This is a genomic window from Butyricimonas sp. BSD2780061689_150309_C8 (genome assembly GCF_015560935.1).
Lineage (GTDB): Bacteria > Bacteroidota > Bacteroidia > Bacteroidales > Marinifilaceae > Butyricimonas > Butyricimonas paravirosa.
In genome coordinates this window covers 18,471-34,124 of record NZ_JADMSV010000025.1, presented here as the reverse complement: position 1 = coordinate 34,124, position 15,654 = coordinate 18,471, and the positions used below count along the sequence as shown (strand labels likewise).

Sequence of the window (15,654 nt, the reverse complement as noted above, 5' to 3'; positions counted from 1 at the left end):
CTTCTAACTTTTATCTTTTAGTTTTTAACTTTTATCTTTAAAATCCGCTTTCCTTCAATTTTTCCGTGTTCTCCTCGATCTGCAATTTCTCGATAATCTCGCCCAACTCGCCATCCATAACGGCAGCCAAGTTATAAAGCGTCAGATTGATACGATGATCAGTCACACGTCCTTGCGGATAATTGTAAGTACGAATCTTGGCGGAACGGTCACCTGTGGAAACCATTGTTTTCCGTTTTGTAGCTATCTCGTCTAAATACTTCTGATGCTCGATCGCGTAAATACGAGAACGCAACTCGGTCATTGCCTTTGCCAAATTCTTCAACTGCGACTTCTCGTCCTGACAAGTCACCACGATACCCGTGGGAATATGCGTCAAACGGATAGCGGAATACGTCGTGTTCACGGACTGCCCCCCGGGACCGGAAGAACAATAGGTATCTTTCCGAATATCTGCCGGATTCAACACCACATCCACTTCTTCTGCCTCCGGCAGTACAGCCACCGTGGCCGCAGAGGTATGAACCCGTCCTTGAGTCTCTGTTGCCGGAACACGCTGTACGCGGTGTACTCCCGACTCGTATTTCATAATCCCGTAAACACCGTCACCCGTGATGTTCGCCACAATTTCCTTGTATCCCCCAGAAGTTCCTTCACTGTAATTGGTTATTTCTATTTTCCAACGTTTGGACTCGCAAAATTTCGTATACATACGGAACAAATCCCCCGCGAAAAGACTGGCCTCGTCACCCCCGGTTCCAGCACGAATTTCAAGAATCACGTTCTTTGAATCCTCCGGATCAGCCGGCACCAACAACATCTTCACCTTCGACTCCAATTCGGGAATTTTGGCATCCAGCTCCTCGAGCTCCATCTCTGCCATCTCTTTCAGCTCCTTATCGGTCTCCGTGTTCAATATTTCCTGAGCCTCATCGTAAGAACTCACCGCACGTTTCAACTCGTCTCCCGCCTCCACGATCTGTTCCAGATCACGATACTCTTTATTCAACTTCACAAAACGATTCATGTCCTGTATCACCTCCGGGTCGGTTATCAACTGCCCGATCTCACGGAAACGAATATAAAATGTCTCTAATTTCTCTAATAGGGAATTGTCGCTCATATATATATCTAAATTATAATCGAACGCGAATTTAATAAATTATCCATTGATATTACAAATCTTCGATCAATTGCTCGACAACTTCCTTTAAAGGAGTTAAATGCTTATTGATTACTCCACACTTCGCTCCCGTATGACATTTATTGAATCCAGTATCTGTTTCAATTTATCTATAATCTCTTCCTTAAGCGTAGAGTCCATCTTTTTCGATTCTTTTTATTAACAATTCCCGAAGTCCCTCACGCAGGCGCAACAAATCAACCTTACAGCCACAGATTTGTTGAAGAGCATCCCGAATATCATGCATAGTATAAAAATCAGGCTCTTCCAACTCGACAAAAACATCCAAGTCACTATCATCCCGATGTTCTCCACGAGCCACAGAACCAAAGATTCCGATAGAACGAATGCCATATTTTGCAGCAAACTTTTCTTTAAACAGTCGTAAATCTGCCAAATATTCTTCTTTTGTCTTCATATATTGCCTTTTCCTATTCGTTTTTACAAAGATATGAAAAACAATCAAATATCCATCATTCATTTTTACATACGACAAAGACAAAGAAGAGGGGCAGCTCGATAAACGAACTGCCCCGGATCAATTTCAGACGTCATACTCTGAACACAAACTAGAAAACATACACTATAGTTTGTCCTTCAACGCATTGTTTAATTTGATAAGAAGAGCCTGATAATGTACTTTCGCGTTTCCGGACATTCCTCCTATTTTACTTCTTAATAAATTCCGGGATTTCACGGCCATATCCTGCAAATAGGCCTTGGAATCGTCAATTGCCGTCGTGGCAACCGTTCTCTGCCAACCGTAACCGGGAGTTCCGAACTGATCGGCCACCATATTTGAGGCCACGTATCCCCGGCCATATTCTTCATCAACCGCACGGAACTGGTCTGCAAAACGACTGATCAAACCACTCTCATCCAACCCGTAAGCCACGATCTCGTCAACAGAAGGTGCAAAACCGAAAGGAGAGGCACTTTTCTTGGCACCGCCATCACTCAATGATGCACAGACCATATCCACCATCGTGTTTTGCAAAATCTTGTCTCCCTCTGTCAATGCCTTCCCTTGTAACAAGTTACTCCACGTGCCATTATACAGGTCCGTCATAAACTCATTAATCGAGTAAGGAGAGGATGCCACGTGAGAAGAAAGAATCACGTTACCAATCAATCCCTGAATATCCCCGGCCACTCGACTCCGAACGATTGCACTCCCGTCAACACTTAACGGGAAGTGAGCCTTCAATTCCGCGTTATTCAACCAATCCATAGATTTGAACTGTTTTAACACCCACGCCATCGATGCTTTCTGACGAGCTTTCGGCACAGCCTCATAACGCTTACCCGGAGTACCCTCTTTCACTTCTGTCAGATAGATTCCACCGATATTATACATCACGTTCCTCAGATAGCGATAATATTGTGTCATAATCTGGCCGTACAGCGTCTGGCGATGAGAATAATCCGGATCATCATTAATCCATCCTTGCAAGTTGGAAAGAATATACTTCAGATTCTTCACACCATATTCGCTGGCTTTCATCGGGTCATCACCCAAGTCTTCCTCGATAGCACTCGGGTCATAACGAGTCTGTATCTGTTGGCGACCATAACGATAAATCGGGTCTCCCGCATGTTCGTCCACCCATTGTTCCACGATAGGTTGTTCCTCCCACTCGTCTCTCGTTCCGGGAATATATTGATAATTCCATTTAATCAAGAACTCGTCATAAACACCCAAATTCGGGGGAGTCAATTTCACGCCCTTATCCCCGGGTTGCGCCACGTAATTGAAACGAGCGTAATCCATGATACAAGGTGTCGTTCCGTATTTTTGAGTAAACGATGCAGAACGCAACGAATCAACCGGGAAAGCTGCCGAAGAGGCCATGTTGTGCATGAATCCCAAGCAATGCCCTACTTCGTGTGCCACCACGTAGATCAAAGAGGCTTTCACCACGTCATCCGGTAATTTCTTACCTCTCACGGAAGGATCAAGCTGGGCGGTCTGCACGAAACGCCAGTTGTTGATCAACTGGATGATATTACCGTAAACCAACACGGAGGCATTAATAATCTCACCCGTCGTCGGGTCTGTCCAAGAGGGTCCCATTGCATTAGCCGTGGAATTAGCCACGTAACGAATACAGGAATATTTCAAGTTATCCGGGTCAAAATCGGGATCATCCTTCGGGAAATCCTTCGCAACCATCACGTTTTTAAAACCGATTTTCTCGAAAGCGGCGTTCCAGGTAGTCACCGCCTGACGAATCGGTTCTTTCCACAATTCCGGGAAAGCGTCATCCACGTAAAACACAATCTGTTTCACGGGCTCCACCAGCTCGCCCCGTTTGTAAGCCTCCACGTCCTTCGGTTCCAATCTCCAGCGATGAGCCACGGAATAATTCCCGATTTCATCCTCCTTCGTGATAGAAAGACGGGTTTTCGTACTGTTGAAAATCCCCACGCGGGAATCCGAGATTCGGGGAATCATCTTATCTTCCGGCAAAAGCAAGATCGAACGGGTCACCGTGGCCGTGAAAGGATAATCATCCATCAATTTCATCATACCCATCACGCTCAACGACACCCCGTAAGACATCACCGTCTTCACGCTCAGGTTATCATCGAAAGCCTTGATCTCGTCCAAGTAAGATGCCTCTTTTTTAAAAGAAGAAGAGATTTTCACCATTCCCCCCATCATGGCATCCGCAAAAAAACTCAAATCTTTCACGTTTGTTGTGAACAGCGTGGTCATGTCAATCACCACGGCTGTACTGTCCGGGTTATACGCCTTGACGTCATAGGCATACAGGATCGGGTCACCATACACGTTATTCATCGCCTTTTGCAAATTATCGGTCGTCACGCCCGTTGACACGTAACGCAGGAAAATAGAACTGTCCCGTTTCGTGAATTTCAGATGCAAGGGATTATTCGCCTTGTAACCGATGTCACAAAATTCCGGAGAAGTCACGTTCGTCACGGTTGACGCCAATAATATTTCACGATCCATGTACTTCAAGGGTATCTCGAAATACAATTTACTGCCTACTTTATGCAACGTGATAAAATCACTTTTTGAAGTCTCCACGTTCTTCCCCTTCAATAACTTCTCGTAAGGACTTACTTTCTTAGGGGCCGGCAGAGTTGCCGTGGCGGTTCCTTTTTTCTTTTTCTTCTTACTCGCCGCATACAGGTCTGACGACAACGGCATGACAATAATCATTGCCAACAATACAATCATCCATTTTTTCATACATACTGTTTTAAATAATTCGTGTTTCATAAAACACCTTTTTCTTGTTATAGACTAAAAAAGTCAAAACGGTTGACAAGAAGAGTCTCTTTTTCAATTAAAAAAAGACGACACTTTTTCCTTCAATGCCTCACCTCTCAAGTCCATGGCCACGATCCGGCCTTCTTTATCCAACAAATACATTTTCGGAATTCCCGTCACGTTGTAAATTTTCGCCACCGGACATTCCCATCCCTTTAAAGAAGAGACGTGTATCCAAGGTAGGTCGTGCTTTTCAATGGCATTCACCCACGCATCTTTCTTGTTATCCAATGACACACCATATATCTCGAACCCTTTGTCCTTATATTGCTCATAAACAGCTTTCACATTCGGCACTTCCGCCAAACACGGCCCACACCAAGATGCCCAGAAATCTAACAGCACATACTTGCCTCTCAATGAAGATAACTTAACATGTTTTCCATCCGGAGCCATCAAATCAATATCGGGGGCTATCCCTCCCACGTTAATCGAGCGCAAACTTGTCATTTTTTCCTTGAGTAACTGTCCCGGATAGGAAGCTTTCACTTCCGGGGTCAGGTTGTTATAGTAGCGCTCCACGTCTTCAAAAGGATATTCCCTAGCAATGAAGTCCCCGATCACATACGTGATCGCCAGACTATTATTATTCGAATCCACGAAATTCTTAATCCTTTCATCAACCGCTCTTTTCATCATCTCCACCGCTTTATACGTGGAATCCAGTTTCACGGAATCATCTTTTACCTGTACCATGGCAAACATACCCCCCAAGCCGACCATACTTTTACTCATTGAAAGTCCCCGAGCCATCTCGAAAACTTTCTGCTCATGACTTCCCTGGATTGCCATTTTGTAAGCATCAATTTTATCCCCATTCTTATTCGTCATCTGGGTGGCCACAACCTCGATCGGTTCCCCATCCAACAAAATCTCCTGCTCATTTTTCTCAAGTGCTAGTAAATATTTCTCAACCTGCGGAATATCCCCCGTCATTTTAAACTGATTATCTTTCACAACTGCGGAATCTATAATCTGGAATTGCTTTTCCCTAGTTTCCTTTTTCAGATACACGACCTTTCCATTTCCATTCTCCCATGTTCCCGAAATCGTGTAAGTCTTTTTTTGGTCACATCCCATAACTAGTAAAATAATGGCACATAACCCATAACATACATTTTTTATCATACTTCTATCTTTTTAATATAACATCATTTCTTGTCCTTATCCGCCCCAAATAATTTTCTCATGGCAGCTTTCTTTTCCTCTTCCAACTGTTCGTATTTCTTCCGGGCATCCACGGCCTTATCCTTTTGTCCAAGTCTCGTGTAAAGCGTGGCGATCAAATCATAATAATTCTGTTTCACCAGATCACTCTTCACTTGATCTTCTTTCTCCTGTTGTTTGCCGATCACGTCCAATATGGAATTTAAAACTTTCTTATCCTTGGTCCGTTCCGTGATATACATATAGGTATCTCCCCGAAAATCATTCTCGTAATTCAATAGATTCAAACCATCGGCAAACATGATCCAACTATACATACCCTCCACGTCTCCAGCCAAACGACAATCATTAATTCTCAACTTACACAAGAGCATTGGAAAACGTTTTACGGTATTCTGAATCAACATACCCCGGAGAATATCTGCTTTCTCTGCCATCATTTTCAACGTGTCAGGATCAGTCGTACTCGTGGTGACTCTTATAATTTCCTTCACGGCTCTCCCCATTCCATCTGCTAACTGACGTTCCAAATCGTAACGATTTACATCCATACGATACTGGTATTTCTCAATCTCCTTGAAAACATATTGATAGGCTTCCGAGTAAGGATCAGTAATATATTTTCCCACTAGATTCCAAATCTCTTTATCCTTTAGTTTCTCCATCGGGATCGTCGCAATAAACTCAGAAATAATCGTTGGGATATTCTCTCTTTTAAAAGCCCCGTTCAAGGCTGCCACGTAATCACGAACCGTTTCAAAATCACGAGCTCCAGCCTCGTACTTTTTCTGCAAGGCCGGTAATGATTTCCCCTCCATTCCCGCTTTCATTCCGGCAATCAAGTTCTCCGCCTTTTGGTAACCAGCCATTTGATGCACAACATTTCCATCGCCATCAAGTAATAATAAAGTCGGAAAACCAATGATATACTCCTTGTATTTTTCACGTAACATTTTCCCATCACCTTTCTCCATATCATACTTCACGTTCACGAAATGGGTATTGAAAAAATCACCCACCTGTTTCTGCGGGAAAACATCCTGCGCCAACCCTTTACAAGGGCCGCACCACACCGTGTAACAATCCATGAATATCAGCTGATTTTGCTCTTTCGCTCGCTGTAAAACCTTGCTCCACGGTTCATTATCCATGAACTCGATACCCTGTCCGAAAACGCCGTTTCCTAACACCACAAGCATACAAATGATTAACAATCTTTTCATACAATACCATTTTTCGTGTTACTTCATCCCAATTTTCTCGTGAAGATCATTCATTCTCTGACGATATTCATCATCAATCTGAGCTTGAGTTTTCTCATCTTTAAACATCTTCTTCATATCTACCAACCGAAGTTTATAATACTCATCAAATTTCTTCGCACACGCCTCACTCTTTTTCTTATCCCCCAAACGATAATACCCGATAGCCAAAATATCGTAAGCGTTTTCAGTAAAAAGAGTAACTTTGCCATTACTTCTTTCATCCGCAACATCCTGTTTCTCTTGCATAATTGTCAGGTACTTCCGGATAATCTCTTTTTGAGTCTTGGCGTCAGCGTGCTCAATCATGTATTTGTACATATCCGGTCGGAAAGAATACTCGTCTCTTGTAGCCTGTAAAGTCTTATCAGCCTCTAGTATCGCATCAAGAGCCAGAATATCTCCATTCATCCGTATATCATTAATAGCAAGCTTGGCATTCAATTCACCAAAACCTTTCACGGACGCTCCCTGTAATAATTTTTTCAACTTTTCTTCTTTCGTTTTCATCAAAGCTAAAGTGTCTGCATTAGTATACGCAAGCGTTACATTCACGATCTCACGCACGGCATCCGACATAGCCCTCTGTAAACGAGATTCAATATCATACCGATTTATTTTAAGCCGGTATTGGAGCTTATCCAGATTTTTAAGAACATACCCGTACCGCGTAGAATAAGCATCATTTAAATAAGGTAAATACAATTCCAGCAACTCTTTATTCATCAATGAGTCCAACGGCATAGATTCAATATAGTCTCTCACGATTTTCTCTTTTGTACCTTGATCATACGCCACGTCAAGTGCTTTACAATAATCCTTGATCAATTCCAAAGAACGTTCTCCCGCCTCATACCTTTTTTGAAATACAGCCAACGTCTTTCCATCCAACCCGTCCTGCAAAGCCGCAATAAGAGCATCCGGTTCCGTGTATCCCACGACTTTATGAACGATACTTTCATCGGCAGGATTGATCACCAACATCGTCGGGAATCCCGGAATGTTATCCTTGTACTTCTTGTACAACATAATCCCCTCTCCCTTTTCCATATCGTACTTGCAACACACGAAGTTAGAATTCAAAAACTCCCCGACTTTCGGTTGCGGGAATACGTTTTGTGCCAATCCCTTACATGGACCACACCAAGAGGTGTAGCAATCCATAAAAATATACTTTCCCTGTTCTTGTGCCGTTTTCAAGACATCACTCCATTTTTTCCCCTCTAAAAACTCAGTACCCTGTCCAAAAACAGTACACCTAAGCACGATAAGTATGCTAACGAGCAACAATTTTTTCATACAATATAATTTTATAATGATCTTCTTCATGGTTCCGTGACCGAGTCCGGTCACGGAACCTACGTTTATTTATTCCGTGGCCTCTGGTAACGTAATACCAAAGTTCTCAAGGAAGTACTCTTTTACCAATTCTACTTTTCTCTTCACATCTGCATTCTTTGCATAATATGTTTCTTTCTCCGAAGGTTTCTTGAAAGCAATAAATGCCACGTAATCTCCAAAATCTTGTGCATAACTTGTCGTGTACATATTGCGCCCATTAGCATTATATTTTCCTCTCCTTCCAAATTTCAATATAGCATATGTCGCAACCATATCCGTCGTGGCTGCCACGTATTGATACGTGATAACAGTCCCGTTACTTAGAATTGAACTCGGATTATACCCGGCATCACTGATAATCGCAAAATCTGTTGGATAAGGCCAAACAGCAAGCATCCGTTCCACAAATATCGAAATCCAAGCATCACGTAACTCGTCTTTATCTAATTCATCAAACTGTTCTCCCACTCGCCCGATGATCAACTTACTATTCACAGCATGACCATTCCAATCACTATATAACCCCATCAAAGTATCTGTTAAATAGATATTTAAAGGGACATATTTTTGACAGAATTCTGTCGGAAAAATAGAAAGAACTTTTTCCTCTATAAAGTCTAACACGTCAACAACTTTATCCGCTTTAGCAGGAGAATAAGACGGCGTTGAGAAATGTGTTGACCAATCATAAGTAAACTCCTCTTTTGTAAATTCATAATGAATGAAACATCCATAATTTTCATACATTTTTTTAATCTTCGAATCAACAGGGGTCTTATCCGTCAATTCTGGCTGAGAAGGAACATCCAGTTTTATATCAGAATCATCGTTATCCACACAAGATACAGATATAAAACACAACAACATAAAAATGATTATATTTTTCATATCGTACTTTTTAATTCATTATTCAGGAAGTCTTATCGGACGAGCATTATTTAATGCCGAATTAAATTCTCTCTCCAATTGAGGGAAATTAATCACATAAGCCGGATCTTTTTCTTTCAACTTGTATACTTCTCCACCCATCCACGTATGCGACAAGGCTGGTTGTCCGGTTCTACGTAAATCCCACCACCGATGATGCTCTTCAAAACAAAGTTCCCTTCTACGTTCATCCCATACGAATTTTATCAACGCATCCACGGAAGCAAAATCACCGCTATTCAAACTCGTATAAGGTTTAATCCGGTGAGACCGCAATGCATTTAAATATTCCAACACCTTATCTATTTCCGGATTTGTCTTACGAGCATACGCCTCTGCAAGAGAGATATACACTTCCCCTGTTCTAAAACTACTCTGATAATCTTCCCCAACAATATTATAATGATCATATTTTATCGGTACATACGGATAATAACTTGCAGAAGGAGCTATGATCCAATACGTGAAACGTTTGTCTCCTTCAATCACGTTCCCTCCTTCCGTTTCAACAATTTGGTAATCAAACATGGACACGATCGAATTAGAAGCAGCAGAAGATATACTGATACAATCCCCAGCTAAAATTCCACCGACATAGAAAACATCATAATGAGATTCTTTTTCTCCATTATCATATAGCCACACTATTTCCGGATTATTAGCCGGATAAATAAATTTATCTTGAAAATTAGATGAGGAGGGAGAACTTGTTCCCGTCGATACCGGTTTATCCGTAATATCATACAACGAACTATTAATTTTCAAAACTTTTTCACCATACTCAATAACGAGATCAAAATCTTCCATAAACAAAGCTACTCGCACTCCTAATATCAACGCCGCTCCATAGTTAATCTCATATATTCCAGATATATTAGCTTTCTCTAAAGAACTTATAGCCTCCTCGACATCTGATTTTATCCTTCCCCATACTTCTTCCATCGTTGCCCGGGGAAATTTTTCCATTGTCGGAGTCGGGTCTAATACTAAAGGAACACAAGGATCTGTCGCTTGGGCCTCATTATATGCCTGTGCATAAAAATTAGCTAACAAAAAATATCCAAAAGCACGAGTAAAATGAGCTTGTCCCGATAAAATCTTCTTTTCCGCATCCGTTCCTTCCATCTCATCCAACGCACTTATACAAGTGTTCGCCACCAGAATTTGTTTGTAGAGATACTGGTAACATCGATCTGTCATCACGTCATTCTCAATTTCAGTTTCCCATTTATAAGAATCCCCGTAACTTTCAAAATTAGAATCTCCAAAACCTCCCCATGATCCCCCGGCAACAGCATCAAAATACTCGACATCATCTGTCATGTACAATGCAAAAACACTTTTTGCCAAGAATTCCTTAAAATAGCCTTCGCCCTGTAATAATTCTTTGTAATGCTCCACGGTCTTGGGAACTATCAAATCCTGAGAAGTCGTCTCCAAGAAGTCATCACAACTAATCGCCATTGTCATTAGTATGACTACTAAAATATATTTACATATCGCTTTCATCATAGTTTCCTTTTAAAATGTTACATTTAGCCCTAAAGAATAAGTTCTTGGTATAGGAGTATTGGAATCACCCGACTCCGGATCGCGTCCCCTCCATTCTTTCGCGGCAATTTGGAATAAATTGGTTGCCTGGAAATTAAAAGATATATCTTGTATCTTTATTTTTTCCAAGATCTTCGTCGGAATACGATACATCAAACTAAGATTTCTCAAACGGACATTATCAATCTTGGCAACTCGAACATCAGTCTTATCATATAACTGTGTTCCATAATAAACAGACCCTCGACCATCCAATGCACTCTTCTGATTTAACTGGTTATAAGTCCTATTATCATATAGAGCCGGGAATATTGTAGAATTCTCATCTCCCGGATTGTTCCACCGATGTTTTAATTCCTTCGTCACATTGATCAACGGATCAAATATTTTATAATATTCTTGTCGATAAATATTCGGTAAACGTCTATGGGCCCCCAAAGTATAGGTAAATCCTAAATCAATCCGGAAGTTTTTATATCGGAAATTAAGTCCTAAACTACCACTTGTTGTCGGGTCCAAGCAACCTGATTTCACCAAATCGATTTCTTCTTCATAAAGAGCATAATGAGGATACTTTACTCCATCCACTTCCGAATAGTTCTTGCCATCTTTATCGTAAAATGTCGGGTAACCTGTTTCCCCGTTCAACCCGGCAAAACGATAAGAATAAAACGTTCCCATGGGTTTACCTTCTATCAAAGCTGAACCGTTCAACATTTCCGAATTTGTAATATCACTGTCACTATTAGCTGATACTAACTCGTTCTTATTGTAAGAATAAACAAAATTCACACTAAAGGCATAATCTGCCGTTCGTATAGGATAAAATCTGAACGTTAACTCACAACCACTATTATCAATCCTTCCCCCATTAATTTTAACCGTACTTAATCCCATGGATTGAGATACTTTTTTACTCATAATCATATCTTCACCCTTCTTGAAATAGTAGTTAAATTCTCCCTGTATCCGATCTTTCAATAAAGCAATTTCCAAACCCAGATTATAAGATGTTGTCTTTTCCCAACGTAAATCGGCATTAGGCAAGTATTCAAAGAAGGACTCGTTCAAACGAGTAACCGTATTTAATGCTCCTACCTGAATAACCAATTCCGGGGATGTACTTTTATCTATATTTCCCTGAATTCCGTAAGAAGCCTTTAAAGCTAATAGCGAAATGATATTACTTCCTTTCACAAAAGGTTCTTCTGTCAACGTATACCTTCCGGCAATAGACCAAATAGGCAAAAAACGGTATTTCGGGTTCTCTCCAAATTTATTGGAACCATCCATTCGAATATTTCCGTTTAAAGTGATCTTTTCCCGCCATGTATAAGCCAAAGTTCCTGCCCATGACACGTAATTTGTCAAATTATCAGAGATACGCGGTCTTAGATTTGCTAATTCTGCAACATACGCGGACGTTAACATGGGAGTAAGGGTCTGTCCCCGCTCCGGCATCCAACCATAATACGTGCCACTGAATCCCGTCTGCTTTACCCCTCTAATCTCCGAAAGAGCAGATGCAGAAACTTCATGATCCCCCCAATGACCGGAAAATCCGATCGTGTTCCGAATCATATAAGTAGTCTGTTCTGTCTCGGACTTATCAATTATTCCACCGATAGGAATGACACTGTTATCTTCAGCTAATGAATTCGGTTCAATACTTCCTATATTATATTTACGTTTTATCCCCACGTAATTGGAAGCCTCCTTTGCATATGAATTTTGTTTAGATTGCTGGTAAGAATATGAACCTAAAAAATCATATTTAAAACCGTATTTTATTCTCCATTGAAGATTAACCTGACCGGTTATACCCGCAACTTTTCCCGCAGATCCTGTTTGTCCCAACTCATGTACAATATTATATAACATTTCTTCTTTGGGAGCCTGACTACTTGCAAGTTGTCCTTTCTGCCTTGTTTCATAATAAAATAATGATCCGTCCTCGTTATAACAAGGGATCGTCCGGGAAGTTTCATAAGCATACTGGTTAGGATTCACCGAACTATGAAAACCTTTATTCTCAGTAACATTCCCATTCAAAGTCACACCAACAAATACTTGGTCATTTAACCATGAATTCAATTTCATCATTGTCGTATAACGTTTACTGACACTTCCTTCGGCCGTTCCAAAATTTTGATCAAAACCAATTGATGCATAATACCGGGTATCCTTGGAGCCTCCGTTTATACTCAATGTATGATTATGACTCAAAACGTTTCTAAACAATATATCATACCAATCCGTGTTACGCTTAGCCATCCGTTTGGTTCCAAGGGCAAAATCTTCATAAGATATTTTACGATTCATATAATCCATATATAACCCTTCATACCCCAAAGAAACCGGTACTCGTCCGTATTCCAAAGACTTAGCAATAATATCTTGAGAAAGTTGAATTCTTTCCGCGGCATTCATCAAATAAAAATCACCGTATGAAGGACGTTGATTTAAAGTCATGGAAGTATTATAATTCAATTGAGCCTTACCCTCTTTTCCTTGTTTGGTTGTCAACACGATCACCCCATTTGCCGCTTGGACACCATATATTGCCGTTGCCGAAGCATCCTTTAAAACGGTGATTGTCTCTATATCCCGAGGATTAATACCAGCAATAGCGTTACCGATCAAGTAAGCTGCATCGTCTCCATTGATCTGGGAATAATCTACATTTACCGGGTCTTCCAGAATAACCCCATCCAACACCCAAACGGGAGCCTTCGATGATGTAATTGAAGATATTCCTCGGATACGAATTTTAGGAGTTGCACTCGGTTCCCCGGATGTCTGTACGATTGTCATCCCCGGGATCTGTCCGATCAACATTTGGTCTATTGACGATTTTGAATTTAACATCACATCGTCCGCCTTTATTTGACTAACGGCACTCGCCGTTTCCCTACGGGATAACGTGGTGTATCCGGTAACAACAACTTCATCCATTTCCAATAAATCTTCTTCCATCGTAATCAACCACTCTCCCGTTTTAGGACGACTTTTGTAAGCCACGGTTTTAGTTTTCATTCCAACGAAAGAAAAAATAAATTCAACATTTGCCGTCGTATCAGGAACCATGATAAAAAACACGCCATCAACACCTGTTGTAACTCCCGTAGATGTTCCTTTTAACAAAACAGTTACTCCCGGTATCGGCTTTTTATCCTCTCCTACAACCCTTCCAGATGCAATCGTAGCTTTATTAACATCCTTAGACTCTGCTTGTAACAATTTCGGAGAAATAACGACCACCTGTTCCTCAATCATATACCATAATTGAGTTCCTTTGAGACATTCAGCCAATACATCCTTCAAATCCTTATTACTGACATTTAAAGACACTTTTCCAATGCGTTCAATCTCGTTATTACTATACACGAATTCATACCCCGTAAGTTTGGTAATCTCTTTAAAAACCTCTTTAAGAGTCGCATTTTTCACGCCTATACTCACCCGTACTTGAGAAAAAGTACTTGCAGTAACGGAAGATAGACTTAGAACTAAAATACAAATAAAGACTTTCATAGTTCGAAACATTTTCTTTATGACATTAGATCCCCATCCTATGTCAAAATCTCGATTTTTTTCCATAGATTTGTACAGTTTTAATTATTAATAATTTGCCATTCCCCAATGGCAGTTATTCAACACGGGAATTTGTTAGCGCAAGTTCCCGTTTTCCATCACTCTAGCTGAACGATTAACGTTCGGTCATTCAATTCAAATTTTATGTTGGTTGTAAGAGCCAATATTTTCAGAACATTACCAATATCTTCATACTTGGGCAAATTACCCGTGAACCGTTTCTCCGTCAACGCATGATTTTGAATAAAAACGGTTATATTATACCACCGTTCTAATTTTTTCAATACATCTTCCAACGGTTCATTTTCAAAAACAAAACGATCATCTTTCCAGGCTATATAAGGTTTTACATCTACTTGTTCAACTCTTAACTCCTTATCAATACACGTCACTTGCTCTCCGGGATGTAATAACACCTGTTGTTTATCCAACACCACTTCCACAGCCCCTCGAACCAACGTGGTTTGTTGATATTCATCCGGATATGCTTTCAGGTTAAAAGCGGTTCCCAGTACCCGGACGTCAATACCGTTTGTTTTCACGACAAAAGGTCTCAAACTATCTTTCGCTACTTCAAAAAACGCTTCCCCTTCTAATGAAACTTGACGCTCATTCCCTATAAAACGATCCGGATAATGGATTTTAGAATCCGCATTCAAGGTTACCACCGTTCCATCAGCCAAACACAACACAAATTCTCCACCTCTTGGTATTTGTAACGTGTGCCATTCCACATTCTTCTCCTCTACTGTATCTGAATATACTAATTTACTCCCAGTATTCACGAAATTTTCCCCTTTTACCTCCCGTATAATAGTCTCCCGGCCGGCTTCTAACTGGATCATTTCTCCTGATTCCAGAAAGAGCATTGCCTTGGAACGTCCGTATTCTATAGGTAAAGAACTAGCGTATTTCATATCCCGCTCCTGTCCTCCCCAAAAATGCCATACCATTCCCCCACATAACAAAATAGCCACGGACGCCGCACAAACCCTAGCCCAACGCCCTATTTTTCTACGAGGCGTTAACCTTACACGTAGCTTTTCCCAATCCTCCACAGAATCATATCCACGAAATTCCTGCAAACTATTCCCCACATAACCAGAGTTTTGCAATCTTTCAAATAAAGCACGGTTTCTTCCATCTTCCTCTATCCATTCCGTAAACTCATCAGATTCCCCCTTCGTCATATCTCCCCTCAAATAAGCCAATATGAAACGAACAATTTCCTCTCGCTTATATTTTTTAACGATCGTTTTTTTATATTCTCTTTTCGCCTTCATTTCGATCAACTTTTCTTTTTACAACAAATTATCAACTATATTTAA

The 15,654-nt window shown here is 40.9% G+C and carries 10 protein-coding genes; all 10 read right to left on the bottom strand.

Features of this window, described 5'->3' with window-relative positions:
• Positions 1 to 37 precede the first annotated feature (37 nt).
• Positions 38 to 1,123, bottom strand: a complete 1,086-nt coding sequence (gene prfA / locus I2I33_RS16200; protein ID WP_087421953.1) for a peptide chain release factor 1 — start codon at positions 1,121 to 1,123, stop codon at positions 38 to 40.
• A gap of 184 nt (positions 1,124 to 1,307) precedes the next feature.
• A complete protein-coding gene (locus I2I33_RS16195) occupies positions 1,308 to 1,601 on the bottom strand; it encodes a nucleotidyltransferase family protein (RefSeq protein ID WP_087421954.1) in 294 nt (97 codons plus the stop codon).
• A gap of 165 nt (positions 1,602 to 1,766) precedes the next feature.
• Positions 1,767 to 4,403 carry a zinc-dependent metalloprotease gene (locus I2I33_RS16190; RefSeq protein ID WP_087422225.1) on the bottom strand — a complete coding sequence of 879 codons (2,637 nt, stop codon included), beginning with the start codon at positions 4,401 to 4,403 and terminating at the stop codon, positions 1,767 to 1,769.
• 93 nt (positions 4,404 to 4,496) lie between these two features.
• Positions 4,497 to 5,612: a TlpA disulfide reductase family protein gene (locus I2I33_RS16185; RefSeq protein WP_087421955.1), complete on the bottom strand. Its 1,116-nt coding sequence runs from the start codon at positions 5,610 to 5,612 to the stop codon at positions 4,497 to 4,499.
• Positions 5,613 to 5,635: 23 nt separating this feature from the next.
• Entirely contained in the window at positions 5,636 to 6,874 is a 1,239-nt protein-coding gene (locus I2I33_RS16180; RefSeq protein WP_087421956.1) for a thioredoxin fold domain-containing protein, read from the bottom strand.
• 18 nt (positions 6,875 to 6,892) lie between these two features.
• Complete coding sequence (locus I2I33_RS16175; RefSeq protein WP_162613839.1) at positions 6,893 to 8,212, bottom strand: thioredoxin family protein; 1,320 nt, start codon at positions 8,210 to 8,212, stop codon at positions 6,893 to 6,895.
• A 69-nt stretch (positions 8,213 to 8,281) separates the two neighbouring features.
• Positions 8,282 to 9,142: a putative zinc-binding metallopeptidase gene (locus I2I33_RS16170; RefSeq protein ID WP_087421958.1), complete on the bottom strand. Its 861-nt coding sequence runs from the start codon at positions 9,140 to 9,142 to the stop codon at positions 8,282 to 8,284.
• Positions 9,143 to 9,160: 18 nt separating this feature from the next.
• The gene (locus I2I33_RS16165) at positions 9,161 to 10,690 is read right to left on the bottom strand and encodes a RagB/SusD family nutrient uptake outer membrane protein (RefSeq protein ID WP_229128346.1); all 1,530 of its coding nucleotides are present in this window, start codon (positions 10,688 to 10,690) and stop codon (positions 9,161 to 9,163) included.
• 12 nt (positions 10,691 to 10,702) lie between these two features.
• Positions 10,703 to 14,266 carry a SusC/RagA family TonB-linked outer membrane protein gene (locus tag I2I33_RS16160; protein WP_162613840.1) on the bottom strand — a complete coding sequence of 1,188 codons (3,564 nt, stop codon included), beginning with the start codon at positions 14,264 to 14,266 and terminating at the stop codon, positions 10,703 to 10,705.
• Between the two features lie 158 nt (positions 14,267 to 14,424).
• Positions 14,425 to 15,609 carry a FecR domain-containing protein gene (locus I2I33_RS16155; RefSeq protein WP_195666849.1) on the bottom strand — a complete coding sequence of 395 codons (1,185 nt, stop codon included), beginning with the start codon at positions 15,607 to 15,609 and terminating at the stop codon, positions 14,425 to 14,427.
• Positions 15,610 to 15,654: the final 45 nt, after the last annotated feature.